The 25680-nt window shown below is 73.2% G+C and carries 22 protein-coding genes and 1 pseudogene; 11 read left to right on the forward strand and 12 right to left on the reverse strand.

Going from position 1 to position 25680, the window contains the following annotated elements:
* Nucleotides 1–31: 31 nt before the first annotated feature.
* Nucleotides 32–2020 (reverse strand): HelD family protein, encoded by a 1989-nt coding sequence (locus AC0B9F_RS18840; RefSeq protein WP_472004558.1) that lies wholly within the window; start codon nucleotides 2018–2020, stop codon nucleotides 32–34.
* A 358-nt stretch (nucleotides 2021–2378) separates the two neighbouring features.
* On the opposite strand from AC0B9F_RS18840, the gene AC0B9F_RS18845 reads away from it, so the two are divergent.
* Nucleotides 2379–2594, forward strand: a complete 216-nt coding sequence (locus AC0B9F_RS18845) for a hypothetical protein (protein WP_472003961.1) — start codon at nucleotides 2379–2381, stop codon at nucleotides 2592–2594.
* Between the two features lie 48 nt (nucleotides 2595–2642).
* Nucleotides 2643–3014 (forward strand): hypothetical protein, encoded by a 372-nt coding sequence (locus tag AC0B9F_RS18850; RefSeq protein WP_472003963.1) that lies wholly within the window; start codon nucleotides 2643–2645, stop codon nucleotides 3012–3014.
* Nucleotides 3015–3050: 36 nt separating this feature from the next.
* Here AC0B9F_RS18850 and AC0B9F_RS18855 read toward each other — a convergent pair whose 3' ends face one another.
* A complete protein-coding gene (locus AC0B9F_RS18855) occupies nucleotides 3051–4697 on the reverse strand; it encodes a DNA repair helicase XPB (RefSeq protein ID WP_472003965.1) in 1647 nt (548 codons plus the stop codon).
* 89 nt (nucleotides 4698–4786) lie between these two features.
* Nucleotides 4787–7300 carry a helicase-associated domain-containing protein gene (locus tag AC0B9F_RS18860; protein WP_472003967.1) on the reverse strand — a complete coding sequence of 838 codons (2514 nt, stop codon included), beginning with the start codon at nucleotides 7298–7300 and terminating at the stop codon, nucleotides 4787–4789.
* 238 nt (nucleotides 7301–7538) lie between these two features.
* On the opposite strand from AC0B9F_RS18860, the gene AC0B9F_RS18865 reads away from it, so the two are divergent.
* Complete coding sequence (locus AC0B9F_RS18865) at nucleotides 7539–8513, forward strand: hypothetical protein (RefSeq protein ID WP_472003969.1); 975 nt, start codon at nucleotides 7539–7541, stop codon at nucleotides 8511–8513.
* 88 nt (nucleotides 8514–8601) lie between these two features.
* Nucleotides 8602–9255 (forward strand): HAD family hydrolase, encoded by a 654-nt coding sequence (locus tag AC0B9F_RS18870; RefSeq protein WP_472003970.1) that lies wholly within the window; start codon nucleotides 8602–8604, stop codon nucleotides 9253–9255.
* Here AC0B9F_RS18870 and AC0B9F_RS18875 read toward each other — a convergent pair.
* A complete protein-coding gene (locus tag AC0B9F_RS18875) occupies nucleotides 9213–9482 on the reverse strand; it encodes a hypothetical protein (protein WP_472003972.1) in 270 nt (89 codons plus the stop codon). The two genes, AC0B9F_RS18870 and AC0B9F_RS18875, sit on opposite strands and share 43 nt — an antisense overlap.
* A gap of 151 nt (nucleotides 9483–9633) precedes the next feature.
* On the opposite strand from AC0B9F_RS18875, the gene AC0B9F_RS18880 reads away from it, so the two are divergent.
* A complete protein-coding gene (locus AC0B9F_RS18880; protein WP_472003974.1) occupies nucleotides 9634–10017 on the forward strand; it encodes a cold-shock protein in 384 nt (127 codons plus the stop codon).
* 25 nt (nucleotides 10018–10042) lie between these two features.
* Here AC0B9F_RS18880 and AC0B9F_RS18885 read toward each other — a convergent pair whose 3' ends face one another.
* From AC0B9F_RS18885 to AC0B9F_RS18900, 4 genes are all read right to left on the reverse strand, one after another.
* Entirely contained in the window at nucleotides 10043–10903 is an 861-nt protein-coding gene (locus tag AC0B9F_RS18885; protein ID WP_472003976.1) for a 1,4-dihydroxy-6-naphthoate synthase, read from the reverse strand.
* A complete protein-coding gene (locus AC0B9F_RS18890; RefSeq protein WP_472004560.1) occupies nucleotides 10893–11591 on the reverse strand; it encodes a futalosine hydrolase in 699 nt (232 codons plus the stop codon). The genes AC0B9F_RS18885 and AC0B9F_RS18890 overlap by 11 nt, the downstream gene beginning before the upstream one ends.
* A 26-nt stretch (nucleotides 11592–11617) precedes the next feature.
* A complete protein-coding gene (locus AC0B9F_RS18895) occupies nucleotides 11618–12085 on the reverse strand; it encodes a DUF2771 domain-containing protein (protein ID WP_472003977.1) in 468 nt (155 codons plus the stop codon).
* An 88-nt stretch (nucleotides 12086–12173) separates the two neighbouring features.
* Nucleotides 12174–13535, reverse strand: coding sequence for an MFS transporter (locus AC0B9F_RS18900; RefSeq protein ID WP_472003979.1), 1362 nt, complete (start codon nucleotides 13533–13535; stop codon nucleotides 12174–12176).
* Nucleotides 13536–13851: 316 nt separating this feature from the next.
* On the opposite strand from AC0B9F_RS18900, the gene AC0B9F_RS18905 reads away from it, so the two are divergent.
* Nucleotides 13852–14778 carry a DUF3027 domain-containing protein gene (locus tag AC0B9F_RS18905; RefSeq protein WP_472003981.1) on the forward strand — a complete coding sequence of 309 codons (927 nt, stop codon included), beginning with the start codon at nucleotides 13852–13854 and terminating at the stop codon, nucleotides 14776–14778.
* A 385-nt stretch (nucleotides 14779–15163) separates the two neighbouring features.
* Nucleotides 15164–18283: a sacsin N-terminal ATP-binding-like domain-containing protein gene (locus tag AC0B9F_RS18910; protein WP_472003983.1), complete on the forward strand. Its 3120-nt coding sequence runs from the start codon at nucleotides 15164–15166 to the stop codon at nucleotides 18281–18283.
* Between the two features lie 127 nt (nucleotides 18284–18410).
* On the opposite strand, the gene AC0B9F_RS18915 is transcribed toward AC0B9F_RS18910, so the two are convergent.
* Together AC0B9F_RS18915 and AC0B9F_RS18920 are read right to left on the reverse strand one after the other, a co-directional pair.
* Complete coding sequence (locus AC0B9F_RS18915) at nucleotides 18411–20807, reverse strand: cation-translocating P-type ATPase (RefSeq protein ID WP_472003985.1); 2397 nt, start codon at nucleotides 20805–20807, stop codon at nucleotides 18411–18413.
* 70 nt (nucleotides 20808–20877) lie between these two features.
* Nucleotides 20878–21147 carry a DUF2530 domain-containing protein gene (locus tag AC0B9F_RS18920; RefSeq protein WP_472003987.1) on the reverse strand — a complete coding sequence of 90 codons (270 nt, stop codon included), beginning with the start codon at nucleotides 21145–21147 and terminating at the stop codon, nucleotides 20878–20880.
* A 114-nt stretch (nucleotides 21148–21261) separates the two neighbouring features.
* On the opposite strand from AC0B9F_RS18920, the gene AC0B9F_RS18925 reads away from it, so the two are divergent.
* Complete coding sequence (locus AC0B9F_RS18925; RefSeq protein WP_472003988.1) at nucleotides 21262–22713, forward strand: NCS2 family permease; 1452 nt, start codon at nucleotides 21262–21264, stop codon at nucleotides 22711–22713.
* Between the two features lie 23 nt (nucleotides 22714–22736).
* Here the strand turns inward: AC0B9F_RS18925 and AC0B9F_RS18930 are convergent, their stop codons facing one another.
* The gene (locus tag AC0B9F_RS18930; protein WP_110636649.1) at nucleotides 22737–22919 is read right to left on the reverse strand and encodes a ribbon-helix-helix protein, CopG family; all 183 of its coding nucleotides are present in this window, start codon (nucleotides 22917–22919) and stop codon (nucleotides 22737–22739) included.
* A gap of 154 nt (nucleotides 22920–23073) precedes the next feature.
* Here AC0B9F_RS18930 and AC0B9F_RS18935 point away from each other — a divergent pair, with 154 nt between their 5' ends.
* Both AC0B9F_RS18935 and AC0B9F_RS18940 read left to right on the forward strand, forming a co-directional pair.
* Nucleotides 23074–23511 (forward strand): MarR family winged helix-turn-helix transcriptional regulator, encoded by a 438-nt coding sequence (locus AC0B9F_RS18935; RefSeq protein WP_472003990.1) that lies wholly within the window; start codon nucleotides 23074–23076, stop codon nucleotides 23509–23511.
* A gap of 108 nt (nucleotides 23512–23619) precedes the next feature.
* Complete coding sequence (locus AC0B9F_RS18940; protein WP_472004562.1) at nucleotides 23620–24894, forward strand: MFS transporter; 1275 nt, start codon at nucleotides 23620–23622, stop codon at nucleotides 24892–24894.
* A gap of 7 nt (nucleotides 24895–24901) precedes the next feature.
* On the opposite strand, the pseudogene AC0B9F_RS18945 reads toward AC0B9F_RS18940, so the two are convergent.
* A pseudogene (locus AC0B9F_RS18945) lies at nucleotides 24902–24979 on the reverse strand (Uma2 family endonuclease); the annotation flags it as partial.
* A 61-nt stretch (nucleotides 24980–25040) separates the two neighbouring features.
* On the opposite strand from AC0B9F_RS18945, the gene thpR reads away from it, so the two are divergent.
* On the forward strand, nucleotides 25041–25613 hold the full coding sequence (gene thpR, locus AC0B9F_RS18950; RefSeq protein ID WP_472003991.1) for an RNA 2',3'-cyclic phosphodiesterase: 573 nt from the start codon (nucleotides 25041–25043) through the stop codon (nucleotides 25611–25613).
* The last annotated feature ends 67 nt before the right edge of the window (nucleotides 25614–25680 follow it).

Here is a 25680-nt window from a genome sequence, read left to right on the forward strand (position 1 = left end):
CGTGGCTGGTCGCGCAGTTCCCCGCGCCCCTTCAGGGGGTTGCCGTGCCCGCCAGCTGATCAGGCAGCGGTGCCGCGTGCGTGACGATCAGGCCGGAGACCGCCCTCGTCAGGGACACGTACAGGCGGCGCAGGCCCGTGCGTTCGTCCGGTTCCCCGTCGACCACCGCCCGGGGCTCGTCCAGCACCACGTAGTCGTATTCGAGGCCCTTGGCGAGGGAGGCCGGGACCAGGGTCAGGCGGGTGTCCGGGGTGGTCTCCTCGCCCGGGGCGAGATACGTCAGGCCCGCCGCCGTCAGCGCCTCGGCCAGCGCCGGGACGCGCGCGTCGGCGGCGATGAGGCCGACGGAGCCCTCGTGGCGCAGCAGTTCCCCGCAGGCGGCGACGACGCCGGAGTCCGCGTCGTCCCCGTCGAGCGGGCGGACCTCGAAGAAGCCCGGGTTCTCGCGGACCGACGCGACCGGGGTCAGACCGGGCGCGATGTGGGGCAGCAGCCGGGAGGCGTAGGCGATGACGTCCGTCGGCACACGGAAACCGGCGGTCAGCTCCTCCACGACGGCGTCGGACTTGCCCAGGTGCGCCAGCGCCTCGGCCCAGCTGCGGGTCGCCCACGGCGTGGTGCCCTGCGCCAGGTCGCCGAGGACGGTCGCCGAGCCGGTGGTGCAGCGCCGGCCCACCGCCCGGTACTGCATGGGTGACAGGTCCTGCGCCTCGTCCAGCACCACATGTCCGAGGGAGTGCGTGCGCAGGATCAGATCGGACGCCTCGTCGATCAGCACGGCGTCGGCCGCGGACCACTTCGCCGACTTCGCGCTGCGGGCCGGCTTCGCCCACAGGACCGCCTTCTGCTCCTCGTCGGTGAGGACGCCGGCCGCGTGCTCCGCGAGGAACTCCGCGTCGGACAGCAGCCGCAGCACCAGCTTCGCCGGGTCGACGGCCGGCCAGATCGTCTTCACGGCCGCCTTGACCGCGCTGTTGCGGGCCACCGCGTCCTGCACCCGGTCGTCGGGGGCCTCCCCGGAGCGTTCCATCTGCACCAGCACCGCGTGCGCGATCCGCTGCGGCAGCGCCTCACGGGCGGCGCCGTAGCGGATGCCGCGCTCCAGCAACTCCCGTACCAGTTCCTCGATCTCGTACGCCGGCACCCGCCAGCGCCGGGAACCGCGCACCACGACGACCGGCTCGGTGGGCGTCGTCACATGGGAGTACAGGGCGCGCCGCAACACCTCGGCCATCCGGGCGTCGCCCTTGACCACGGCGGCCTCGGCGTCGTCGGAGCCCCGGACGTCCACGTGGGAGACCAGGTCGTCCACGGTGGCCTGCTGCACGGTCAGCTCGCCCAGCGCGGGCAGCACCTGCTCGATGTAGTGCAGGAAGCTCTTGTTCGGCCCGATGACGAGGGTGCCGGTGCGGGCGAGGCGCTCCCGGTGGGCGTACAGCAGATAGGCGACGCGGTGCAGGCCGACGGCGGTCTTCCCGGTGCCCGGACCGCCCTGCACGCACACCGTGCCGCTCAGTCCGCTGCGGACGATCTCGTCCTGCTCGGGCTGGATGGTGGCGACGATGTCCCGCATCGGACCGACACGCGGCCGCTCGATCTCCTGCTGGAGCAGCCGGCTGGTCCGCGCCTCCTCGGCCGGGTCCGACAGGTGCTCGTCCTCGTACGCGGTCAGCTCGCCGCCGGTGTAGCCGAAGCGGCGGCGCAGCGCGATGTCCATCGGGTCCTTCTTGGAGGCCCGGTAGAACGGCTGCGAGACGGGCGCGCGCCAGTCGATGACCATGGGGTCGCCGGCCGCGTCGTGCACATGCCGCCGCCCGATGTAGAAGCGCTCGCCCTGAGCGCCTTCGGCCTGCTCGGCGCCGGGCGCGTGCCGGTAGTCGAGGCGGCCGAAGAAGAGGGGGGTGTCGCTGAGGTCGGCGAGCGCCTTGATGCGGTCGTCTATCTGGCGGGCGAGGACCTGGGCGTTGACCCAGTTCGCGGCGACGTCGGTGATGTCGAGGGCCTCGACGTCCTCACGCATCGCACGCAACGCGGCACGGGAAGCGGCGAGATGAGCCCGCTCCCGGGCGAGGGGGTCGTCGGCGGGGACGGACACGGACGTGGACAAGGGGGTGCCTCCGGAAGGACCTGCGCGGGGGTGACGTGACTCCTGGACTTCCTGGACTTCTCCGGCCGGTTGCCGACCGGCCGGCGGCACTCCGCGAGGGGAGGCGGGCAAGAGCGGAGATTCTAGGCGACGGCCGGGGGAGCGGGCCACCGAATATCCCGGGCCGCCCTTTCGTCTCCCGGCCCCTAGGGGGCGGAGGCCGCCCGGACTAGGGGAAACGGCAGCCCGCAGACCGACGACAGCCTTATGTCCGTAATCGCACCATGGAGACATGACCACAGCGACGTTCAGCCCAGCCCCCGGGCGCCCCTCCGGCGCCACCCCGCTAGCCGCCGGCCACCGCCACCCCCTCGGCGACGCCCTGCGCGCGGTACGGGTCTACGCCCGCGCCGCCTTCGACGTGATCATCCTCGGCGAGTACGGAGAGGAGGCGGGCGTCCACCGCCGCTACGGCCCGCAGGTGAGTATGCGAACACCGCCGGGCTGAGTACCCGCGCCGGTGTCCCGGGCCCGCCCGGCGGCTTGACTGCGTCCCATGACCACACCGCACGTCGCGGCCCGCCCGGCCCACTTGCCCGACCGGGACCCGCGGGCCTGGATCGCGCCGACCGTCGCCACGGTGCTGCTGATGCTCCTCGGCCCGCCCGCGGCCCTCTTCGGCATGCTGTCGGCCATGGCCACCGACAGCTGCGGCCCCGACGACTGCTCGCAGTCGCTGGAAACCTCGCTGACGCTGATCTACGGCACCCTCTTCCTCGGCGGCTTCCTCACCTTCGGGACCTGGCTCACCGCCTGGCTGCTGCCCTGGCGGCGCCGCTGGTCGGCCCTGCGCGCCTGGATGGCGGCCGCGTCCGTGCTGCCGCCGCTGTTCGTCCTGCTGCTGGTGTTCACGCTCCCCAGCGGCTGACCGGGCCGGCCACTCGGCCGCTGGGCCCGGCGCCCGTCAGACGTCCTCCGCCAGCAGTTCGTCCGCGTCCATGATCCGGTAGGCGTAGCCCTGTTCGGCCAGGAAGCGCTGGCGGTGGGCGGCGAAGTCCTGGTCGAGGGTGTCGCGGGCGACGACGGAGTAGAAGTGGGCCTGGTGGCCGTCCGCCTTCGGCCGCAGCACGCGGCCCAGCCGCTGCGCCTCCTCCTGCCGCGACCCGAACGTGCCGGACACCTGGACGGCGACCGTCGCCTCCGGCAGGTCGATGGAGAAGTTCGCGACCTTCGACACCACCAGCACGTTGATCTCCCCGGCCCGGAAGGCGTCGAAGAGCTTCTCGCGCTGCGCGTTGGACGTCTCACCCTTGATCACCGGCGCGCCCAGGTGCTCGCCCAGCTCGTCGAGCTGGTCGATGTACTGCCCGATGACGAGGATCTGCTGACCGGCGAACCGCCGCACGATCGCCTCGGTCACCTTCCGCTTGGTGTCCGTCGTCGCGCAGAACCGGTACTTCTCCTCCGCCTCGGCGGTCGCGTACGCCAGCCGCTCGGCGTCGGTCAGGTTCACCCGGACCTCGACGCAGTCGGCGGGCGCGATGTAGCCCTGCGCCTCGATCTCCTTCCACGGCGCGTCGAACCGCTTCGGCCCGATGAGGGAGAACACGTCCGACTCCCGGCCGTCCTCGCGCACCAGCGTCGCCGTCAGCCCGAGCCGACGGCGCGCCTGGAGATCGGCGGTGAACTTGAACACCGGCGCCGGCAGCAGGTGCACCTCGTCGTAGACGATCAGCCCCCAGTCCCGGGAGTCGAACAGCTCCAGATGCGGATAGACGCCCTTCCGCCGGGTCGTGAGCACCTGGTACGTGGCGATGGTGACCGGCCGGATCTCCTTGCGGGTCCCGCTGTACTCGCCGACCTCCTCCTCGGTCAGCGAGGTCCGCTTCACCAGCTCGTGCTTCCACTGCCGGGCCGAGACCGTGTTGGTGACGAGGATCAGCGTCGTCGACTTGGCCTGGGCCATCGCCCCGGCCCCCACCAGCGTCTTGCCGGCGCCGCACGGCAGCACCACGACGCCGCTGCCGCCGTGCCAGAAGTTCTCCACGGCCTGCTTCTGGTACGGCCGCAGCGCCCAGCCGTCCTCGTGCAGCTCGATCGGGTGCGCCTCGCCGTCGACGTACCCGGCGAGGTCCTCGGCGGGCCAGCCCAGCTTCAGCAGCGTCTGCTTGATCTGCCCGCGCTCGGAGGGGTGCACGGCGACGGTGTCGGGGTCGATCCGCGTCCCCACCAGCGGCGCGATCCGCTTGGAGCGCAGCACCTCCTCCAGCACCGGCCGGTCGGTGCTGGAGAGCACCAGCCCGTGCGCCGGATGCTTGAGCAGGGTCAGCCGCCCGTAGCGGTCCATGGTCTCGGCGATGTCGACGAGCAGCGCGTGCGGCACCGGATACCGGCTGTACTGCACGAGCGCGTCCACGACCTGCTCGGCGTCGTGCCCGGCGGCGCGCGCGTTCCACAGGCCCAGCGGCGTCAGCCGGTAGGTGTGGATGTGCTCCGGCGCCCGCTCCAGCTCGGCGAACGGCGCGATGGCCCGGCGGCACTCGCCGGCCTGCTCATGGTCGACCTCCAGGAGCAGGGTCTTGTCGGACTGGACGATCAGCGGTCCGTTCACGCGCGGCACACACCCTTTCCACAACGGCCGAAGCAACGGCCCAAACGTCCAGTGTGCCCCACCGGCGTGTCACTCGTCCGCGAGCGCCGTCACTCGTCCGCCAGCTCCGCCACGCCCGTGATCCGGTGGAGCGGGAACGTGCGCACTTCGTCCGCGGTGTGGTCGTACGCCGTCACGAAGCCGCCCTCGACGCGGACCGGGGCGATGACGCGCTGGCTGGCGGCGCCCTCGGCGTTGACGAAGCCGATCCACACGGCCTCGCCGGTCAGGCAGGCGGCCTGCATGGTGGCGAGGGTCTCCGCGGAGGAGGTGCGCGGCAGCTCACCGGGCGCCACCGCGCCCTCGCTCGGCTTGCGCGGCGCCGTGGAGGCGAGGTCACCGGCCCGGATGGCGCGGATCGCCGCCGTCAGCAGCGTCGCGTCCGGCACGGGCGGCCCGTCCGGCACCGGCTCCGGGGCGGTCCGCGGCGGCGTGCGGTGCGCATCGGCCCGCGCGATCAGCACATCGCCCTCCGCGGACTCGGCGGCCGGTGCGAACCCCATCGCCCGCAGCCCCTCCAGCAGCGCCGCCGGGTCGGCCTGCGTGGCCAGCACGGTCGGCGCGAGGCGCCGCAGCCGCAGTCCGGCGGCCCGCCGGTCGGCAAGGATCTCGTTCAGCAGGGCGTCGTCGTCGCAGCGCACATACGCCGAGGCGGCCCCCACCCGCAGATGCCCGTGCTTGCGGGCCACGTCGTCGATCAGATACGCCAGCGGCTGCGGCACCGGCGTACGCGAGTGCGCGGTGAGGAAGGCGTGCAGGTCGGCCGCGGTCCGGCCGGCGTCCAGCGCCCGCCGCACGGAGCCGGGCGTGAACCGGTACACGGTCGCGCCACCCTTCGACTCCACGTCCGCGAGCACACCGAGCATGTCCGCGAGCGGCCGCTGCAACGGCCCCGGCGCCACCGCCGTCAGATCGGCCTGCAACAGCACGTGGTCCAGGGGCTCGGGCAGCAGGGGCGCGAGCAGCCGGGCGGCAGCGGCGGTGGCGGCGGCCTGCTCGCCCGCCGTGAGAGGGGAGACGGCCCGGGGCCGGTGGTGGTGGACGGGCAGCTTGTCCCCCGGCCCCTCGGGTTCCTCCCGCGTGACCTCGGCCGCGGGCAGCCCCAGCAGCGCCCGCCCGTGAGCCGACAGCGCCCCCCGCCCGGTCACCCCGATCAGTTCGGCCTCGTTCAGCGTCCACTGGGCGATCCGCGCCCGCAGATCCTCCTCGCGCCGCTGCGGACGCTCCCAGCGCAGCCGCTCCAGCAGCGACTCGGCGACCGGCGCCGCGCCCTCCGGCAGGGCGGCGAGCAAGGTCAGCACCCGGTGCCGTACCTCGGGGGCCGCGGAGCGGTCGAGTCCCGGACCGAGCGCGGCCAGGGCCCGCTCCTTGACGTCCCGGCCGCCGACCAGCCCGGACGTCCGCGTCGCCGCCAGCCACGCCTCGGCGAGCCGCCCCCACCGCTCGGCGGGCGGCAGCTCCCGCCACTCGTCGAACGCCGGCGTGGCCGCGTACCGCTCGTCGGCCTCCCCGTCGGAGGCGACCAGGCCGGCCGCGTAGGCCAGCTCCACCCAGAACGCGGCCACGGGCTCGGACACGTCCAGCGCGACGGCGGTCCGCTTCAGATCCCGCACACTGAGCCCACCGGCCCGCAGGACGGCCGGCCCGCCCTCGTCCCACTCCTTCAGCAGTTCCTCGACGGTCGCCAGGGCGCTGAGCGCCTGCCCCGCGGCCGTACTGTCCACAACCTGTGGACGGTGCACGGCGCCGGCCGCGACCACCGGCGGCACCGGCTCCGGTTCTTGGTGCGCCCGCCCGCCGCGCAGATGCAGGGCCACCTCCCGGGGCAGTACGACGGTGCCCGGCGCCGTCGGCAACAGCAGCCCGCGATCCAGCAGCCACCGCAGATGCGCCGCGGGATCGGCCGTGACCTGCCCGTACGGCGGCCCCCACACCAGCCGCTCCAGCACCTCGCGCGCCTGAGCGGGGGCCTGGGACAGCAGGCGGGCCATCCGCTTGCGGTGGCCGAACAACCCGGCCAGCGAGGACACGGCGGACACCGAGTCGTGCGTGGAGGGCAGCCCGGCGGCGGTGACGATCTCCTGGATCCGCCCCGGCGACATCCCGGCCGTCGCCTCCTGCACGGTCGGCCCCAGACCGGTCGGCGACGGATGCTGCGGCGAGGGGGACAGCAGCTCACGGGCGGTGCGCACCAACCGCAGCCGGTCGTCGGCGCCCCACACCAGCGCCTGCTCACGCAGCACCCCGAGGGCGTGCGGCAGCGCGGCGACGACGGCCGCGTCCCGCTCGTCACCGGCCATCAGCCCGAGCAGCTCCTCGTACGTCGCCGGGTCGCCCGCGACGGCCAGCGCCTGGGCGCTCTGCAGCGCGAACCGGTCCAGCCGCTCCAGCGCCCGCACGACGCTCGCCCGCGTACCGGCGCGGGTGGCGAGCTGCGTGAGGTCGGTGGGGACGGGGGTGATCAGATCGGGACGGCTGCGCAGGAGGGCGGCGAGGGAGGCGTCATCCCGCCCACGGAGCGCTTCCGCGAGCGAGCGGGGGGCCGGAGTGTCCTCGGTGCTCATCCGAACCACGTTAGCGGGTCCCCTCCGGCGGCAGCCGGTTGCTGCGGCATGGGAACCCGCGCCGTGAGACACCGGCTGCATGCGCCTGCCGGGGGGCGCGGGGCTGTGTCGATACGCGGCTCCGCCGCGTGGGCGCGAGCAACCCCCCACCCACCCCGCGGACGAACGACCACCGCGCAGAACGCGATACTTTCGTCCAACGGGGCATCAGAAACACACGCACCCCCGGAGGGGCTTCGTGGGGATCGAGAGCGACAAGGTCGTCTACGAGTACTTGAGCCGCGTCGGCGACGTGGCGCAGCAGCGTCAGCTGCCGTCCGCCACCCGCATGCGCCTCGTCGCCACCCTGCGCGACGAGATCGACAAGGGCCGCGCCCGGGCCGTCGTCGACAGCCCGGCCGCCGTACGCCGCATCATCGAACGCCTCGGCACCCCCGACGAGATCGTCTCGGCGGCCGGCGGCACCCCCGCCCCCACACCGCCCCCCGCGGCCGTGCCCGAACAGCCGGGCGGCGACAGCGGCGCCGACCGGCTCAGCCGTACCGGACTGTCCAGGCGCCGCGCGCGTGTCGTCCCCCGGCCGCGCCCCGCCGCCCCGCCGACGGCCCCCGCCGCCGCCTCCCCTCCCCACCTGGCGAGCGCCGCCGAGCTGGGCGGTCCCGCCGTAGCCCCCGACTGGTGGCGGACGGGCCTCAGCGACGAAGTCCCCGGCTTCACCGGCGGCGTCGAGATCCCCGACCTCCTCAAGCCGCCGCCACGGCCCGGGCAGGACAAGCAGGACGCCCAGGAGGAGCCGGCCGAAGCGGCGCCGGAGGAGCAAGCGGCCGACGACCCGGGTGCGCCCGTGCGCCGCCGCCTGCGCGCACTGCCCTCCCGCCGCTGGAACAACCCCCTGCTCGTCCTCGCCGCGGCCGCCCTGCTCGCCGGCGCGGTGCTCGGCAACTGGTTCGCGCTGCTGCTGGGCTGGCTGATCGCCTATGCCTCGCGCCGCCTGACGCAGGCGGAGACGAAGTGGGCGGTGATGGGCCTGCCCGGCGCGGCCGTCGCCGCGGGCCTGGTGTGGCTGTGGGGCCGCACCCAGGGCCGCTGGGGCACCCCCATCGCCGACGGCCACATGAGCGAGGCGGTCGCCGGGACCTGGCCCTGGGTCGTGCGGGGCGCGGCGGTGGCGTCGGCGCTGTTCCTGCTCTGGCGCTCGCAGAAGGAACGGTGAGCGGGGGCGCTCACAGACGGAACGGTGACCCGGGGCCGGGAAGGACGCTGACCCGGGGCCACGGCGGCCACCCGGCACAATGTCCCCCATGACTGCCCCCGCCCCCGCCGCCCCGACCGTCGGCTTCGACCTGGACATGACCCTGATCGACTCCCGCCCCGGCATCCGCGCCTGCTACCTCGCGCTGTCCGAGCGGACCGGCACCTACGTCGACGCCGACCTCGCGGTGACCCGTCTGGGGCCGCCGCTGGCACAGGAGCTGGCGAACTGGTTCCCGGCGGAGGAGGTGGCACAGGTCGCCGACCTGTACCGGGCGATGTATCCGACGTACGCCGTGGCCGCCACCCCCGCGCTGCCCGGCGCGCGGGAGGCGATCACCGCCGTGCAGAAGGCCGGCGGACGCGCGATCGTCGTCACGGCGAAGCACGAGCCGAACGCGAAGCTGCACGTCGGCCATCTCGGTCTGGAGCCCGACGCGGTGATCGGCGACCTGTGGGCGGAGGGCAAGGCCGAGGCGCTGCGCGCGCACGGCGCGAGCGTCTACGTCGGCGACCACCTCGGCGACGTGCGCGGAGCGCGCAGCGCCGGGGCGCTGTCGGTGGCGGTGGCGACCGGCCCGTGCGCGCCGGAGGAACTCCGCGCGGCCGGCGCGGACGTGGTCCTCGCCGATCTCACGGAATTCCCGCAGTGGCTCGCGGCCTACCTCGACGACGCCCCGGAGGCGGAGCCGGCCCGCGCCTGACGCCGTCCCGCGGCCACCGAGCGCAGCACGCCCGCTCCCGCGAGAACGAACCCGACGGCCATGAGCATGCTCAATCCGAACATGTAGGTCGGAAAAGGCGATGTTCCGAAGAACAACGGGGCGACGGTGACCACTGTGGCCACCGCGCCGATGAAGAAGACGATCGCACCGGCACGGATCAGCCGATCACCGGGCGCGGCGGAATTCGGTTGGGTTTTGTCACGCACCCGACCAGGGTAGTTCCCAGCGCGAAGGAACAACCGGGGGACGTCTTGTCAGCCGCCCCAAGACCATTAGCCTGGGACCGGGCGGGTCAAGGACGACCCGCCCGGGTTGTTATTGAGCAGCTTTCCGACGAGTACGAGGACGAGGACGGACGTGCCTACCGGCAAGGTCAAGTGGTTCAACAGCGAGAAGGGCTTCGGCTTTCTCTCCCGCGACGACGGCGGTGACGTCTTCGTTCATTCCTCGGTCCTCCCCGCCGGAGTCGAGGTCCTCAAGCCCGGCCAGCGCGTGGAGTTCGGCGTGGTCGCCGGACAGCGCGGTGACCAGGCACTGTCCCTGACCGTACTCGACCCGACCCCGTCGGTCGCGGCCGCCACCCGCAAGAAGCCGGACGAGCTGGCCTCCATCGTCCAGGACCTGACGACCCTGCTGGAGAACGTCACCCAGACCCTGGAGCGCGGCCGCTACCCCGAGAAGACAGCCGGCAAGAAGGTCGCCGGCCTGCTCCGCGCGGTCGCCGACCAACTCGACGTCTAGCCTCTGCCGGAACCGGGAAAACCGGTCAGGGGAAGTCCAGCGCGTCCGGGCCGAGGGGCGGCACCAGCCCCTCGGCCGCCGCGCGCGTGAGCAGCCCGCGTACGGCCGCGTAGCCGTCCTCGCCGAGGTCGGCGGTGAACTCGTTGACGTACAGCCCGATGTGCTGGTCGGCGACGGCCGGGTCCATCTCCTGGGCGTGGGCCATGACGTACGGCCGCGACGCCTGAGGGTCGTCCCACGCCCTGCGGACCGAACCCCGGATCGACTCGGCGATCAGCTTCAGCGCGTCCGCGCCGAGCGAGCGCCGGGCGATGATCGCGCCCAGCGGGATGGGCAGCCCGGTGGTGTCCTCCCAGTGCTCGCCCATGTCGGCGAGCTTGTGCAGCCCGTAGTTCTGGTACGTGAAGCGCGCCTCGTGGATGACGAGCCCCGCGTCCACCTTGCCGTCCCGCACGGCCGGCATGATCTCGTGGAACGGCATGACGACGATCTCGCCGACCCCGCCCGGCACGACGTCCGCGGCCCACAGCCGGAACAGCAGATACGCCGTCGACCTCTCGCTCGGCACGGCGACGGTACGGCCGCTCAGGTCGAGGCCGGCCTCCCGGGTGAGCACCAGCGGCCCGCAGCCCCGGCCCAGCGCGCCCCCGCACGGCAGCAGCGCGTAGTCGCCGAGCACGTACGGCAGGACGGCGTACGACACCTTCAGGACGTCCAGCTCACCGCGTTCGGCCATGCCGTTGGTGACGTCGATGTCCGCGAACGTCACGTCCAGGGCGGGGGCACCGGGGACGCGGCCGTGGGCGAGGGCGTCGAAGACGAAGGTGTCGTTGGGGCAGGGGGAGTAGGCGATCTGCACGGTGTCGGGCAGGGGCTCACCGGTCATGCGGGTTCCAGCTCCTCAGGACGGGCGCCAGCTTCCCGAACCCCTCGGTCAGCGCGGTGAGCGCGTCCGCGATGCGCCACGCGGCACGGTCGCGCGGGCCGACGGGGTTGGAGACGGCGCGGATCTCCAGGACGGGCACGCCGTGCGCGGCGGCGGCCTCGGCGACGCCGAAGCCCTCCATCGCCTCGGCGAGGGCGCGGGGGTGGCGCTCGCGCAGCGCGGCGGCGCGGGCGGCGGTGCCGGTGACCGTGGACACGGTCAGTACGCATCCGGCGGGCGCGCCGAGGGTGTCCGCGGCCTGCCGGACCAGGCCGGCGGGCGGGCGGTGGGTGACGGTGCCGAAACCCAGGTCGGTGACGGGCAGGAAACCGTCGGGGGTGTCGGCGCCCAGGTCGGCGGCGGTGATCTCGTCGGCGACGACGAGGGAGCCGAGCGGGGCGAGCGGCGGGAAACCGCCGCCGATGCCGGCGGAGACGACCAGGTCGTAAGGGGTGCCCGCGAGGGCGGCGGCGGTCAGCGCGGCGGCCGTGGACGCGGCGGCGAGCGCCGGACCGACACCGGCGGCGACGAGGTCGAGGGCGGCGGACCGGTGCAGCGTCACGCCGGGAAGGCGCAGCTCCTCGACCGGACCGGCGAAGGCCAGTGCCACCGCGTCCCGCTCCACGGGGACGGCGGTGGCCACGAGCAGTCGTGCCGGGGTGGGCGAGGACGTGATCAGGCGCCCTTCTTGAGCTTGAAGGACCAGATGCCCTCCACGTCCTTCTGGCCCGCCTTGATGGAGACGAAGGTGGTGTCGCCGCTGGCGCCGTACTGGGCGTTGAAGAAGACGCTGCCGGGGATGGTGCGGTAGGTCTTCTTGCTGGCGTCGGTCAGCGGCTGACCGTTCATGAGGATCGTCCAGCTCTTGTCCGCGATGTCCGGATCGACGCCGAAGCGCACGGTCTCGTCCGGGTCGACGGTGATCGACTTGTCCGCCTTCAGGCACTTGGCGAGGTCGGAGGTCTTGATCGCCTTGCCGTCGTTGTAGCAGGTCGCCTCGGAGTTGACCGAGCTCCTGCCGACGGTGATCGTCGACATCGGCGTCGGCTTGTCGCAGGCCGAAAGGACGAGCAGTCCGGCGGACACGGCGCCGGCGGCGGCGACGGCGCGGCGGCGTCGCACGACGGAATGCAGGATGGTCATGGCCGAAGGCTATCGTCTGGCGCGGCCGCCGCAGGTTCGGGGGTCGCGGCGGGGCGGTCGTACGTCCACGGGTGCGTCGCGGCCGGAGTCAGGCCACCCGCGCCCGTGACCCGCTGCCGTGCCGGGCCGAGGACAGCAGCCCCCGCAGCGTCGCCAGCCAGCCCGCCCCCACGATCACCGCGCCCGTGCACAGGCCCAGCGTGCCGTTCAGGGGCATCACGATGCCGACCGCGCCGCCGAAGACCCACGACATCTGCAGCAGCGTCTCGGAGCGCGCGAACGCCGAGGTGCGGACCGCCTCCGGCACGTCCCGCTGGATCAGCGCGTCCAGCGCCAGCTTGGCCAGCGCCTGCGCGAACCCGGCGACGGCCGCCAGACACGCCACGAGGACCGCGCCGAAGAAGACCGCCGCCGTGACCGCCGCGGCGAGCACCACCGCCAGCACGCCGACGATGATGATCTCCGGCGGCTTGGACCTGAGCCAGGCGCCCACGGCCGTACCGAGCGCGTTGCCGACGCCGGCCGCGGCCGCGACCATGCCGAGGGACACCGCGGCGCTCTGCCCGGTCATCGGGTGCTCGCGCAGCAGGAACGCCAGGAAGAAGATCAGGAAGCCGGTCAGGCAGCGGATGGCGGCGTTGGCGCCGAGGGCGTGCGTGACGGCCGGGCCGACGGTGCGCAGGCCCGGGCGTTTCGCGGCCTTGCGGTGCGGGCCGTGCAGATGCTGTTCGTCCGCCGCCAGCAGCGCGGTGTCCTCCCCCTTGGCGGAGTCCACCTTCCGCGGCAGGGAGAACGACAGGAACGTTCCCGCGACGAAGATCACGAACGCGCCGAAGAGCGGCCAGCGCGGCCCCAGGGCGTGCAGGGCGCCCCCGATGGGCGCGGCGACACCCGTGGCGAGCAGCCCGCCGAGCGTGACCCGCGAGTTCGCCTTGACCAGCGACAGCCCCGGCGGCAGCAGCCGCGGCACGACCGCGCTTCTGACCACGCCGTACGCCTTCGACGCGACCAGCACGCCGAGCGCCGCCGGATACAGCTGCAGGCTCCCGGCCACCACCGCCCCGCTCAGCACCAGCGCCAGCAGCGCCCGCGCCAGCATCGCGCCCGCCATCGCGGCGCGCCGCCCGTGCGGCAGCTTGTCCAGCAGCGGGCCGATCACGGGAGCCAGCACCGTGAACGGCGCCATGGTGATCGCCAGGTACAGCGCGACCCGGCCGCGCGCCTCGTCCGTCGGCACCGAGAAGAACACCGTGGAGGCCAGCGCCACGGTGATCATCACATCGCCGGCGCCGTTCACGGCGTGCAGCTCGATCAGCTTGCCGAGGCCCGACTCGCCGGCCCCCTGCGCGTGCGTGGCCCTGCGGATGCCGCGAGCGGCTCCGGTCACCGGGAAGTGCAGGGCACGCCCGACCGCGCGGACGGACCCTCCGAACCGGCCCGAACCGCTCACTTGGGACGTCCTCGCGGCTGCCACCTCGTCATAGTGCCCCGAGTACGGGGTGGATAGTGCCGTTACCGCACGTATGGGCCTGAGTTTCCCGCCGGGCCGGACGGGTGGGTGCGCGGGAAACAAATCGCCGCGAAGCGGCGAAAGAAAACGACCGGTGTAGGCCCAGCGCCGACGAACAGGCAGAATGGTCGGGAGGAAGGTGCGCCCGAGCGTGAGCGCGCGCAGACGTCGAAGCGGTCCCGTTGTCCGCTCCGTCCGCGCCGTCGCCTCAAGGCGCCCGCACCCGGACACGGCGTACTGGAGAGAAGCGATACCTGTGAGCGCAGCGACCACGCGAAGCCGCACCCCTGACCGCCTGTGCGCCGAGGCCGTCGACCTCGCCCGTGGTGCCGCCGAGGAGGCCGCCGCACCCGGCGTCGTCGGCGAACACGCCGGAGTGGTCGGCGAGGGCGACCGCGTTGTCACGCACTTCTTCGAATGCCGCGAGCTGGGCTACCGCGGCTGGCGGTGGGCCGTGACGGTGGCCCGCGCCTCGCGCGCCAAGGTCGTCACCCTCGACGAGGTCGTGCTGCTGCCCGGCCCGGACGCCGTGCTCGCCCCGGAGTGGGTGCCGTGGAGCGAGCGGCTGCGCCCCGGGGACATGGGCCCGGGCGACCTGCTGCCCACGGACGCCGAGGACCTGCGCCTGGAGCCCGGCTACACCGGCGAGGACACCCCGCCGCCGAACTCCGCCGTCTCCGAGGAGATGGCCGACCTCGTCGAGGCCGAGGACGTCGAGGTCACCGAGGGCCCGTCGCGGAACCTGCCCACCGCGCCCTCGCGCGGCTCGATCGCCGCGCTCGCCGAGGAACTGGGCATGCGCCGCGCCCGGGTGCTGTCCCGCTACGGCCTGCACACCGCCGCCGACCGCTGGGAGGAGGCGTACGGCGCGAAGACCCCGATGGCGCAGGCCGCCCCCGCCGCCTGCGTCAGCTGCGGCTTCCTGATGCCGCTCGGCGGCTCGCTGGGCCAGGCCTTCGGCGTGTGCGCCAACGAGTTCGCCCCGGCCGACGGCCGCGTGGTCTCCCTGGCCTACGGCTGCGGCGGCCACTCCGAGGCCGCGGTCATGCCGAAGACCCCGCGCCCGGCTCCGCCGGTGATCGACGAGACGAGGGTCGACCCCTTCCCCCTGCGCCCCTCCCCGGACTCCGGCTCGGTCCCCCCGGCCCCGGACGAGGAAGCAGCGGAACTGGGCCACTCGTAACGACGCCCCGCAAGCACCGCACCCGACGACGGCCGGCACCCGACGACGGCCGGCACTCGCCGACGGCGGGAAGGGGACGGGGTGGGGGGTGTCCGCCCGCAGCGTCCGGCACCGGGCAACGGCGCGCCCGTCGGAAGCGGGCGGCCGGACCGAGGACGGACACCCCCCACCCCGGCCCCGACTCAGAATCCGGCCGTAGGCGCGACAGCAACCACCCACCGGACAGCAACGGGCCGCCGCAGGCATATAAGGGGCGCGGGGCTGTGTCGATATGCGGCTCCGCCGCGTGGGCGCGACCAGCCACAACGCACCCGCAGACGAAACACGACCCAGCGCCGCAGGCAACCCGCGGTACTTTCAGTCGTCGCCGATGAGGAGAGTGAACGTGAGCAAGTTCGTGCGGCCGGCTGCCGAAGGCGCTGACCCCTTCGGTACGGCGAGGCTCCGGCGCGGCGTGCTCGACGCCTGGGCCACCAGCCCCGCCCGGTTCCGGGAGGACGCGAACGCCGAGGAGGACCTGGTCCTCGGCGGCTACCGCGACCGCCTCGTCGTCGAGCTCGCCCAGAACGCCGCCGACGCCGCCGCCCGCGCCACCGTGCCCGGCCGGCTGCGCCTCACGCTGCGCGACGGCGTCCTCGCCGCCGCCAACACCGGCGCCCCGCTGGACGCCGCCGGCGTGGAGTCACTCGCCACCCTGCGTGCCTCCGCCAAGCGCGACACGCCGTCCGTGGGCCGTTTCGGCGTCGGTTTCGCCTCCGTCCTGTCCGTCACGGACGAGCCCGCCGTGGTCGGCCGGCACGGCGGTGTGCGCTGGTCCCTCGCCGAGGCCCGGCACCTCGCCGAGGAGACCGCCCGGCACAGCCCCGGCCTGGGCGACGAGATCCGCCGCCGCGACGGCCACGTCCCGCTGCTGCGCCTGCCGTTCGCCGCCGAGGGCACCGCCCCCGGCGGCTACGACACGGTCGTCATCCTCCCGCTGCGCGACACGGCCGCCGCCGACCTCGCCGAACGGCTCCTGAACGCCGTCGACGACGCCCTGCTGCTGGCCCTGCCCGGCCTGGAGGAGGTCGTCGTCGAGACCGGCGACACCACCCGCACCCTGCGCCGCCGCACCGAGGACGCCCTCACCGTCGTCGAGGACTCGCGCGAGGGCGCCACCCGCTGGCGTACGACCTCCGCGCACGGCGCGACCGCGCCCGAACTGCTCGGCGACCGGCCCGTCGAGGAACGGCTGCGGCCGCACTGGTCGCTCACCTGGGCCGTCCCCGTGGACGGCGACGGGCGGCCCGTGCGCCCCCCCACCAGCCCCGTCGTGCACGCGCCCACCCCCAGCGACGAACCGCTCGGCGTGCCCGCGCTGCTCATCGCGTCCTTCCCGCTGGACACCACCCGCCGCCACGCCGCGCCCGGCGCGCTCACCGACTTCCTGATCCAGCGGGCCGCCGACGCCTACGCCGCACTGCTCGCCGACTGGCGGCCGGTGACGGACGGGATCATCGACCTCGTGCCCGGGCCGCTCGGCAAGGGCGAGCTGGACGGCGCGCTGCGCCAGGCCATCCTGGACCGGCTGCCGCGCACCGCGTTCCTGCCGCCCGCCGTACGGCCGAGCGGCGAGGAGGACGGCGACGACCTGCCCGAGGCGCTGCGCCCGCGGGACGCCGAGGTCGTCGAGGGCGCGGGCGCCGACACCGTCCGCGTGCTCGCCGCTGTGCTGCCGACGCTGCTGCCCGCCGGCCTGGAGCGCCGCGTCGAGCTGCGCACCCTGGGCGTCGCCCGGCTCCCGCTGACCGACGCGATCGACCGGCTGGCCGGCCTGGAGAAGGACCCCGGCTGGTGGCACGAGCTGTACGAGTCGCTGGCGGGCGTGGACCCCGACCGGCTCACCGGCCTGCCGGTGCCGCTCGCCGACGGGCGGACCACGATCGGCCCCCGGCAGGTGCTGCTGCCCACCCCCGACGCCCCCCGCATCGACCCGGAGGTCCTCGCCCGGCTCGGGCTGAAGGTCGCCCACGAGGACGCCGCGCACCCGCTGCTGGAGAAGCTCGGCGCGCTGCCCGCCACCCCGCGGGCCGTGCTGAGGACCCCGCAGGTGCGGGCCGCGGTGGCCGCCTCCCTCGACGACGACGGCGGGTCCTGGGACGAGGACGGCCTGGACGCCGAGGAGCTGGCCGACACCGTCCTGGCCCTGGTGCGCGACGCCGGCCCGGAGCCCGGCGAGGAGCCGTGGCTGGGCGCGCTCGCCCTGCCCGACGAGGACGGCGAACTCGCCCCGGCCGGTGAACTGGTCTTCCCCGGCAGCGCCTTCCACCGGGTCATGCGGGAGGGCGAACTCGCCACCGTGGACGCCGACCTGGCCGCCAGGTGGGGCGAGCAGCCCCTCGCCGCGTGCGGGGTGCTGGCCGCGTTCGCCCTGGTCCGCGCCACCGACGTGGTCCTCGACCCCGACGAACTCGAGCCCCGCGAGGGCGAGTACGCGCAGCCCGACGACCCGGGCCTGCTGGACGCCGTCGACGTGTGGTGCGAGGACATCCTCGACCGCTTCCCCGACACGCCCGTCCCGCCGGTCGCCACGGAGATCGTCGCCGTGCGCGACCTGGACCTGGTCGACGACGACGCCTGGCCGCAGGCCCTGGCGATGCTCGCGCGGCCCCCGCTGCGGGACGCCCTGGTGCAGCCGGTGCGCGTCCTGCTGCCCGACGGCACCCACGAGGTCGTACGGCCGTACACCGCCTGGTGGCTGCGCGGCCACCCGGTGCTCGACGGCCGCCGCCCCGCCGGCCTGCTCGCGGCGGGCGGCGACCCGCTGCTGCGCGGCCTTTACGACGAGGCCGACGCGACCGGTTTTGACGACGAGCAGGTGCTGCGGGCGCTGGGCGTACGGACGTCGGTGGCGGCCCTGCTGGACGAGCCGGGCGGCGCCGCCGAACTCCTCGACCGCCTCGCCGACCCCGACCGGCACGTCAGCGCAGCCCAACTGCACGGTTTGTACGGGGCGTTGGCGGAGCTGGACCCCGACCGGGTCACGCTGCCGGACGAGCTGCGCGCGGTCGTCGACGGCGAGGTGCGGGTCGTGGACGCCGCCGACGCCGTGGTCGTCGACTCGCCCGACCTGCTGCCCTTCACCGAGGGCGTGCCGCTGCTGCCGGTGCGGCCCACCCGGGCGGCCGACCTCGCGGAGCTGTTCCAGGTGCGGCGGCTGAGCGAGTCCGTCACCGGCGAGGTCACGTCCGAGGGCGCCGAGCACGACGTACCGGAGTCCGTGCGGGTGCTGCTCGGTCCGCGCACCCCCGAGGCGTACGTCGAGCACGACGAACTCGTCGTCGACGGTGTGGAGATCGACTGGCGTCTGACCGACGACGGCGTCCTGCACGCGGCCACCCTGGAGGGTGTGGCCGCCGGTCTGGCCTGGGCGGCGGGCCAGTGGCCCCGCCGCTTCGAGGTGGCGGCCCTCCTGGAGGACCCGTCCCGGACGGCGGAACTGGCCCGGGACCGCTGGTTCGACTGACCCGCCAGGACCCGCCAGGACCGCAGGAGCGTCAGCCCCCCAGGACCCGCCAGGACCACAGGACGCGTCAGGCCCCCAGGACCCGCCTGGACCCGGACCCGCCTGGACCCGAGGACCCGAGGACCCGCTAGGTGGGGAACCGCCGCCCCACCCAGCGCCAGGACAGCTCCAGCAGCGCCGATCCCGCCACCGCGATCCCGACCGCCGTCCACGGCATCTGCAGGCCGACCAGCTTCAGCGCGAAGAAGCGCTGGAGCGACGGCACGGCCAGGACCAGGACGAACGCCGCACCCATCGCCACGACCAGCGCCACCCGCCACCATGTGTACGGGCGGGCGATGATCGCCAGGACCCACATCGACACCACGAACAGCGTCAGCGTCGCCGCGCTGGTCTCCGCGTTCAGTGAGCCGGGGCCCGTGTAGTGGTGCCGGGCCAGCAGATACGTCAGGAAGGTCGCCGCCCCCGCCACCACCCCGCCCGGGATCGCGTACCGCATCACGCGGCGCACGAAGTGCGGGCGGGCCCGCTCCTTGTTGGGCGCGAGGGCGAGGAAGAAGGCGGGCACGCCGATGGTGAGCGTGGACAGCAGGGTCAGATGGCGCGGCAGGAACGGGTACTCCACCCGCCAGCACACCACGAGGACCGCCAGCAGCACCGAGTACACCGTCTTCACCAGGAACAGCGTCGCCACCCGGGTGATGTTGCCGATGACCCGCCGGCCCTCCGCGACCACCGACGGCAGGGTGGCGAAGCTGTTGTTCAGCAGCACGATCTGCGCGACCGCGCGGGTGGCCTCCGAGCCGGAGCCCATGGAGACCCCGATGTCGGCGTCCTTGAGCGCGAGGACGTCGTTCACGCCGTCGCCGGTCATCGCGACGGTGTGCCCGCGCGACTGGAGCGCCCCGACCATGTCCCGTTTCTGCTGCGGGCTGACCCGGCCGAACACCGTGCCCTCGTCCAGCTCCCGGGCCATGTCCTCCCGCTCGGCGGGCAGCCGCCGCGCGTCCACCGCCGCGCCCTTCAGGCCCAGCTTGGCGGCGACCGCGCCGACGGAGACCGCGTTGTCGCCGGAGATCACCTTGGCGCGTACGTCCTGCTCGGCGAAGTAGTGCAGGGTGTCGGCGGCGTCGGGCCGCAGCCGCTGTTCCAAGACGACCAGGGCGGCGGGGCGGGCGTCCTGCGCGACCCGGGCGTCGTCGAGGTCGCGGGCGGCGCGGGCGAGCAGCAGCACGCGCAGCCCGTCCTCGTTGAGCCGCCCGGTCTCGGCGAGCGCCGGGTCGTCCTCGGCGAGCAGCACGTCCGGCGCGCCCAGCAGCCAGGTGCTGCTCTCGCCGTCGTCCTCGCTGAAGGTGGCGCCGCTGTACTTGCGGGCGGAGGAAAAGGGCAGCGACTCGGTGCAGCGCCACTCCTCGGTGTCCGGGTAGGCGTCGATGATCGCCTTGAGGCTGGCGTTGGGACGCGGGTCGGACTCGCCGAGCGCGCCGAGCACCTGGCGGACGTAGGTCTCGTCGTGGCCGTTCAGCAGACGCAGACCGGTGACGTCCATGCCGCCCTCGGTGAGGGTGCCGGTCTTGTCGAGGCAGACCGTGTCGACCCGGGCGAGCCCCTCGATCGCGGGCAGCTCCTGCACCAGGCACTGCTTGCGGCCGAGCCGGATCACCCCGATCGCGAAGGCGACGGAGGTCAGCAGCACCAGGCCCTCGGGGACCATGGGGGTGATCCCGCCGACCGTGCGGGCGATGGAGTCCTTGACGCCGTGCTGTTTGACCACGAGCTGGCTGATCACCAGGCCGATCGCGGTCGGCACCATCATCCAGGTGACGTACTTCAGGATCGTGGAGATGCCGGTGCGCAGCTCGGAGTGGACCAGCGTGAACCGGGACGCCTCCTCGGCGAGCTGCGCGGCGTACGCCTCGCGGCCGACCCGGGTGGCCTGGAAGGCGCCGCCGCCCGCGACGACGAAGCTGCCGGACATCACCGGGTCGCCGGGGTGTTTGAGGACCGGGTCGGCCTCGCCGGTGAGCAGCGACTCGTCGATCTCCAGGCCGTCGGCCTCCACGCACACCCCGTCGACCACGACCTTGTCGCCGGGACCGATCTCCAGCAGGTCGTCGAGCACGATCGCGGAGGTGCTGATCTCGGCGGCCGTGCCGTCGCGCCGCACGGTGGGCCTCACCTCGCCGATCACGGCGAGCGAGTCGAGGGTCTTCTTCGCCCGCCACTCCTGGACGATGCCGATGCCGGTGTTGGCGAGGATCACGAAGCCGAACAGGCTGTCCTGGATGGGCGCGACGACCAGCATGACCAGCCACAGCAGACCGATGATCGCGTTGAACCGGGTGAAGACGTTCCCCCGGACGATCTCGGCGAGCGAGCGGCTGGAGCGCAGCGGCACGTCGTTGACCTGGCCGCGCGCCGTCCGCTCGGCGACCTGGGCGCCGGTCAGCCCGGTCGGCGGCACGGACGGCACCGGAACGGGGTGCGCAGGGTCGAGTGCGGCGCCCGCGTCGAGGTGCGTCATGCAATCGACGGTACGTGGGGACGCGGACGTTCACCCCTCGGGCAGGGGCCCACCGGGGGCATCCGGGGCGTCAGCCCTCCAGCGCGGTCCCCTGCCGGGCCGCCGCCCGCTTGAGGGCCGCGTCGCGCTTGCGGACGTACCAGATGCCGATCAGGCCGAGTCCGCCGCCGGCCAGGCAGGTCCACAGCCACCAGGTGTGCCCGTGGTCGTCGTACCAGCCGTAGAAGGGCAGCTGGGCCAGGAAGAGGGCGAACCACAGGATTGTGCCGCCGGTGATGGTCGCTACTACCGGGCCCTCGAGGGGTTCCGGCGCCTCGTGCCTGGGGGTCCACTTCGCCATGACGCACAGCTTACGAGCCGTTCCGGTCTACGCGCGGAGATGGCAATCATGGAACTCATATGTTCATACTGAAACCGTTTGTCTGTGTCCCTTTCTAGTCGTAGGAACCCACAAATGTCCACCTCGGCACCTGCCAAGGTCCCCGCGCCCGAGCAGCCGGGCAAGGCGCCCGCTTACGGCGCCCTCGACCGCTACTTCAAGATCTCGGAGCGTGGCAGCACCCTGGCGCGCGAGGTCCGTGGTGGTCTGGCCACCTTCTTCGCGATGGCGTACATCATCGTGCTGAACCCGATCATCCTGGGCAGCGCGAAGGACATGTACGGCCATCAGCTGGACAACGGCCAGCTGGTCACCGCGACCGCCCTCACCGCCGCGTTCACCACGCTGCTGATGGGCGTCATCGGCAATGTGCCGATCGCGCTCGCCGCCGGTCTCGGCGTGAACTCCGTCGTCGCCCTCCAGCTCGCCCCGCGCATGTCCTGGCCGGACGCGATGGGCATGGTCGTCCTCGCCGGTTTCGTGGTGATGCTCCTCGTCGCCACCGGTCTGCGCGAGCGCGTGATGACCGCCGTCCCGTACGGCCTGCGCAAGGCGATCTCGATCGGTATCGGCCTGTTCATCATGCTGATCGGCCTGGTCGACTCCGGTTTCATCTCCCGTATGCCGGACGCCGCCCACACCACCGTCCCGCTCCAGCTGGGCGCCACCGGTCACCTCAACGGCTGGCCGGTGCTGGTCTTCATCCTCGGGGCCCTGCTCACGCTCGCGCTGATCGTGCGCAAGGTGCCCGGCGCGATCCTGGTCTCGATCGTCGTCATGACGATCACCGCGATGGTCATCGAGGCCGTCGCCAAGGTGCCGAGCTGGGGTCTGACCACCCCGAAGTGGCCCGGCAACCCGGTCGCCACGCCCGACTTCGGGCTGGTCGGCAAGGTGAGCCTGTTCGGCGGCTTCGGCAAGGTCGGCGTGCTGACCGGCGTCCTGTTCGTCTTCACCGTCCTGCTGTCGTGCTTCTTCGACGCCATGGGCACGATCATGGGCGTCTCCGACGAGGCCAAGCTGACCGACGCCAAGGGCCAGATGCCCGGCATCAACAAGGTCCTCTTCGTCGACGGCATCGCCGTCGCGGCGGGCGGCGCCAGCTCCTCCTCGGCCACCACCTGCTTCGTGGAGTCCACGGCCGGTGTCGGCGAGGGCGCGCGCACCGGCCTGGCGAACGTCGTGACCGGCGGTCTGTTCGCCGTGGCGCTGTTCCTCACGCCGATCGCCACGATGGTGCCGTCCCAGGCGGCCACCCCGGCGCTGGTCGCCGTCGGCTTCCTGATCCTGGCCGGCTCGATCAAGGAGATCGACTGGGCCGACTACACGATCGCGATCCCGGCCTTCGTGACGATGCTGATGATGCCGTTCACGTACTCGATCACCAACGGCATCGGCATGGGCTTCATCACCTTCGTGCTCCTGCGGCTGGCGGCCGGCCGCGCCAAGGAGGTCCCGGTGGCGATGTACATCGTCTCGGCGGTCTTCGCCTTCTACTACCTGATGCCGGCCCTGGGTCTCACCTGATCCGCACCTGAGCCCCTGGGGGCCTACGTCAGCCCGTAGAACTTCTCCGTCTCCTCGACGGCGGCCTGGAACCGCTCGTCGAAGTCATCACGAATGAGCGTCCGGACGACATAGTCCTGGACGCTCATTCCTCTTTTCGCCGCATGGTGCCGGAGCCTTTCGAGCAGCTCCCCGTCTATCCGCAGGCTGAGCACGCTGGTCCCCATGCACACGAGGGTCGCCGCAGCTTTCCGGCCGGTGCGTCACGTTCCGCTCCCGGATCACCCATATGAGTGATCTTTCGCATCAGTGACCGGGGTCACGGGCATACCGGAGTGCGTCCGGCGGTTGTTAGTCAGAGTAATGAGTTACGCTAAAGACATGCCGGACCTCTCCCATGGCGACAACGCGGCCGCCGTGAACTCCCTTCGCTCCGCCGTGATGCGGTTGTCCCGTCGGCTCAAGCACCAGCGGGTCGACGAGTCGCTCAGCCCCACCGAGATGTCGGTGCTGGGCACCCTCTTCCGCTGCGGGAGCGCCACACCCGGCGAGCTGGCCCGCAGGGAACACGTCCAGCCGCCGTCGATGACCCGCATCGTCGCGCTGCTGGAGGCCAAGGGCCTGGTGCGGCTGGAGCCGCACCCCGAGGACCGGCGCCAGAAGGTCGTCACCCAGACCGAGCAGGCCGAGGCGATGCTCGCCGAGAGCCGCGCCAAGCGCAACGCCTTCCTGGCCGCCCTGGTCGACAACCTCGACGAGGACGAGTGGGCGACGCTGCGCGCGGCCGCCCCCGTGCTGGAGAAGCTCGCACATCTGTAAGCAGTCGTGAACGACCAAACGAAGGGAAGGCGAACGCTTTTGAGTACGGGACCCGGAACACCTTCCGCCCCCGCACCGAAGACCACCCACTACCCCCGCACGTCCTCGATGTTCAGCTCGCTGAAGATCCGGAACTACCGCCTCTTCTTCCTCGGCCAGGTCGTCTCCAACACCGGCACCTGGATGCAGCGCATCGCGCAGGACTGGCTGGTGCTCAGCCTCACCGGCTCCGCCACCGCCGTCGGCGTCACCACCGCGCTGCAGTTCCTGCCGATGCTGCTCTTCGGCCTCTACGGCGGCGTCCTCGTCGACCGGCTGCCCAAGCGCCGCACACTGCTGTTCACGCAGGCCGCGATGGGCGTCACCGGTCTCGTGCTGGCCGCCCTCACCCTCACCGGGCACGTCCAGGTCTGGCACGTCTACGTCGCCGCGTTCCTGGTCGGTCTCGCCACGGTCGTCGACAACCCGGCCCGGCAGTCCTTCGTCTCGGAGATGGTCGGCCCCGACCAGCTCCAGAACGCGGTCAGCCTGAACTCCGCGAACTTCCAGTCCGCCCGCCTGGTCGGCCCCGCCGTCGCCGGACTGATGATCACCGGTGTGGGCACCGGCTACGCCTTCCTCTTCAACGGCCTGTCCTTCGCCTTCACCATCGGCTCACTGCTGCTGATGCGCGCCCGTGAACTGCACGTCGTCCAGCGCGCGCCGCGCGGCAAGGGCCAGTTGCGGGAGGGCCTGCGTTATGTTGCCGGCCGGCCCGAGCTGATCTGGACGATCGCGCTGGTCGGGTTCATCGGCACCTTCGGCTTCAACTTCCCGGTGTACCTGTCGGCCTTCGCCGACGACGTCTTCCACGCCGGGGCCGGCTCCTACAGCCTCTTCAACACCGTCATGGCCGTCGGCTCCCTGGCCGGCGCGCTGCTCGCCGCCCGCCGCGGCACGTCCCGGATGCGGGTGCTGATCGGGGCGGCCCTGATGTTCGGCGTCCTGGAGATGGTGGCCGCGGTGGCGCCGTCGCTGTGGCTGTTCGCCCTGCTGATGGCCCCCATCGGCATGTTCGGCATGACGGTCAACGTCACCGCCAACACCAGCGTCCAGATGACCACCGACCCGGCGATGCGGGGCCGCGTGATGGCGCTGTACATGATGGTCTTCATGGGCGGCACCCCCATCGGCGCGCCCATCGCCGGCTGGGTCACCGACACCTACGGCGTCCGCGCCGGCCTCGCGGCCGGCGGCGCGATCTCCGCGGTCGCGGCCACCGGCATCGCCCTCACCCTGGCCCGCGTGGGCGGCCTGCGCCTGTCCGTCGGCTGGAACCACGGCCACCCGGAGGTCCGCTTCGTGCCGCGCGAGCGGCGGGAGGAGCTGGCGCGCGCGGCGTAGCCGTCCGGGTATAGAGATGCCACTCGCCGGTGTACGGGTCCACGATCAGGTACACCGGCACTTCGGCTGCGGCGTAGGTGTCGCGGTCATCGTGGCGCTCCTCCCCGGCTGCTCCACCAACAGGCACAGCCGCGCAGACTGGATTCATGAGACTCTTCGCCGCCGTCCTGCCCCCCGACGACGTCACCCGGGGACTCGCCGCCGAGGTCGACGCCTTGAAGAGGCTGCCCGGCGCGAACGGACTGCGCTGGACGGGCCGCCCCGGTTGGCACTTCACGCTCGCCTTCTACGGCGAGGTCGGCGAGGACGTCGTACCGGAGCTGTCGGAGCGGCTGGCGCGCGCCGCGCACCGCACCGCCCCCTTCGGGATCGCCCTGCGCGGCGGCGGCCAGTTCGGGCACGGCCGCGCCCTGTGGACCGGCGCGGACGGCGACGTGGAGACCCTGCGGCTGCTGGCCGAGCGCGCCGAGGCCGCCGGCCGCAAGGCGGGCGTGGCGATGGGGGAGCACCGCCGGTACAAGGCCCACCTGACAGTGGCCAGGAGCCGGGCGGGCGCGGACGTACGGCCGTATCTCGCGGCCCTGGACTCCTTCGCCTCCCCGCGCTGGACGGTCGGCGAGCTGGTGCTCATGCGCAGCAGCCTGCCGCGCTCGGGCGTCCCCGGCGAGCAGCCCCGCTACGAGCCGGTCGAACGCTGGTCACTCGGCGTGTCCGGCTAGGCTCGACGCCGTGGACCCGAAGACCCGTAACCGGATCATGGCCGGTGTGCTCGTGCTGATGTTCGTG

Source organism: Streptomyces sp. NPDC097129 (assembly GCF_055668065.1).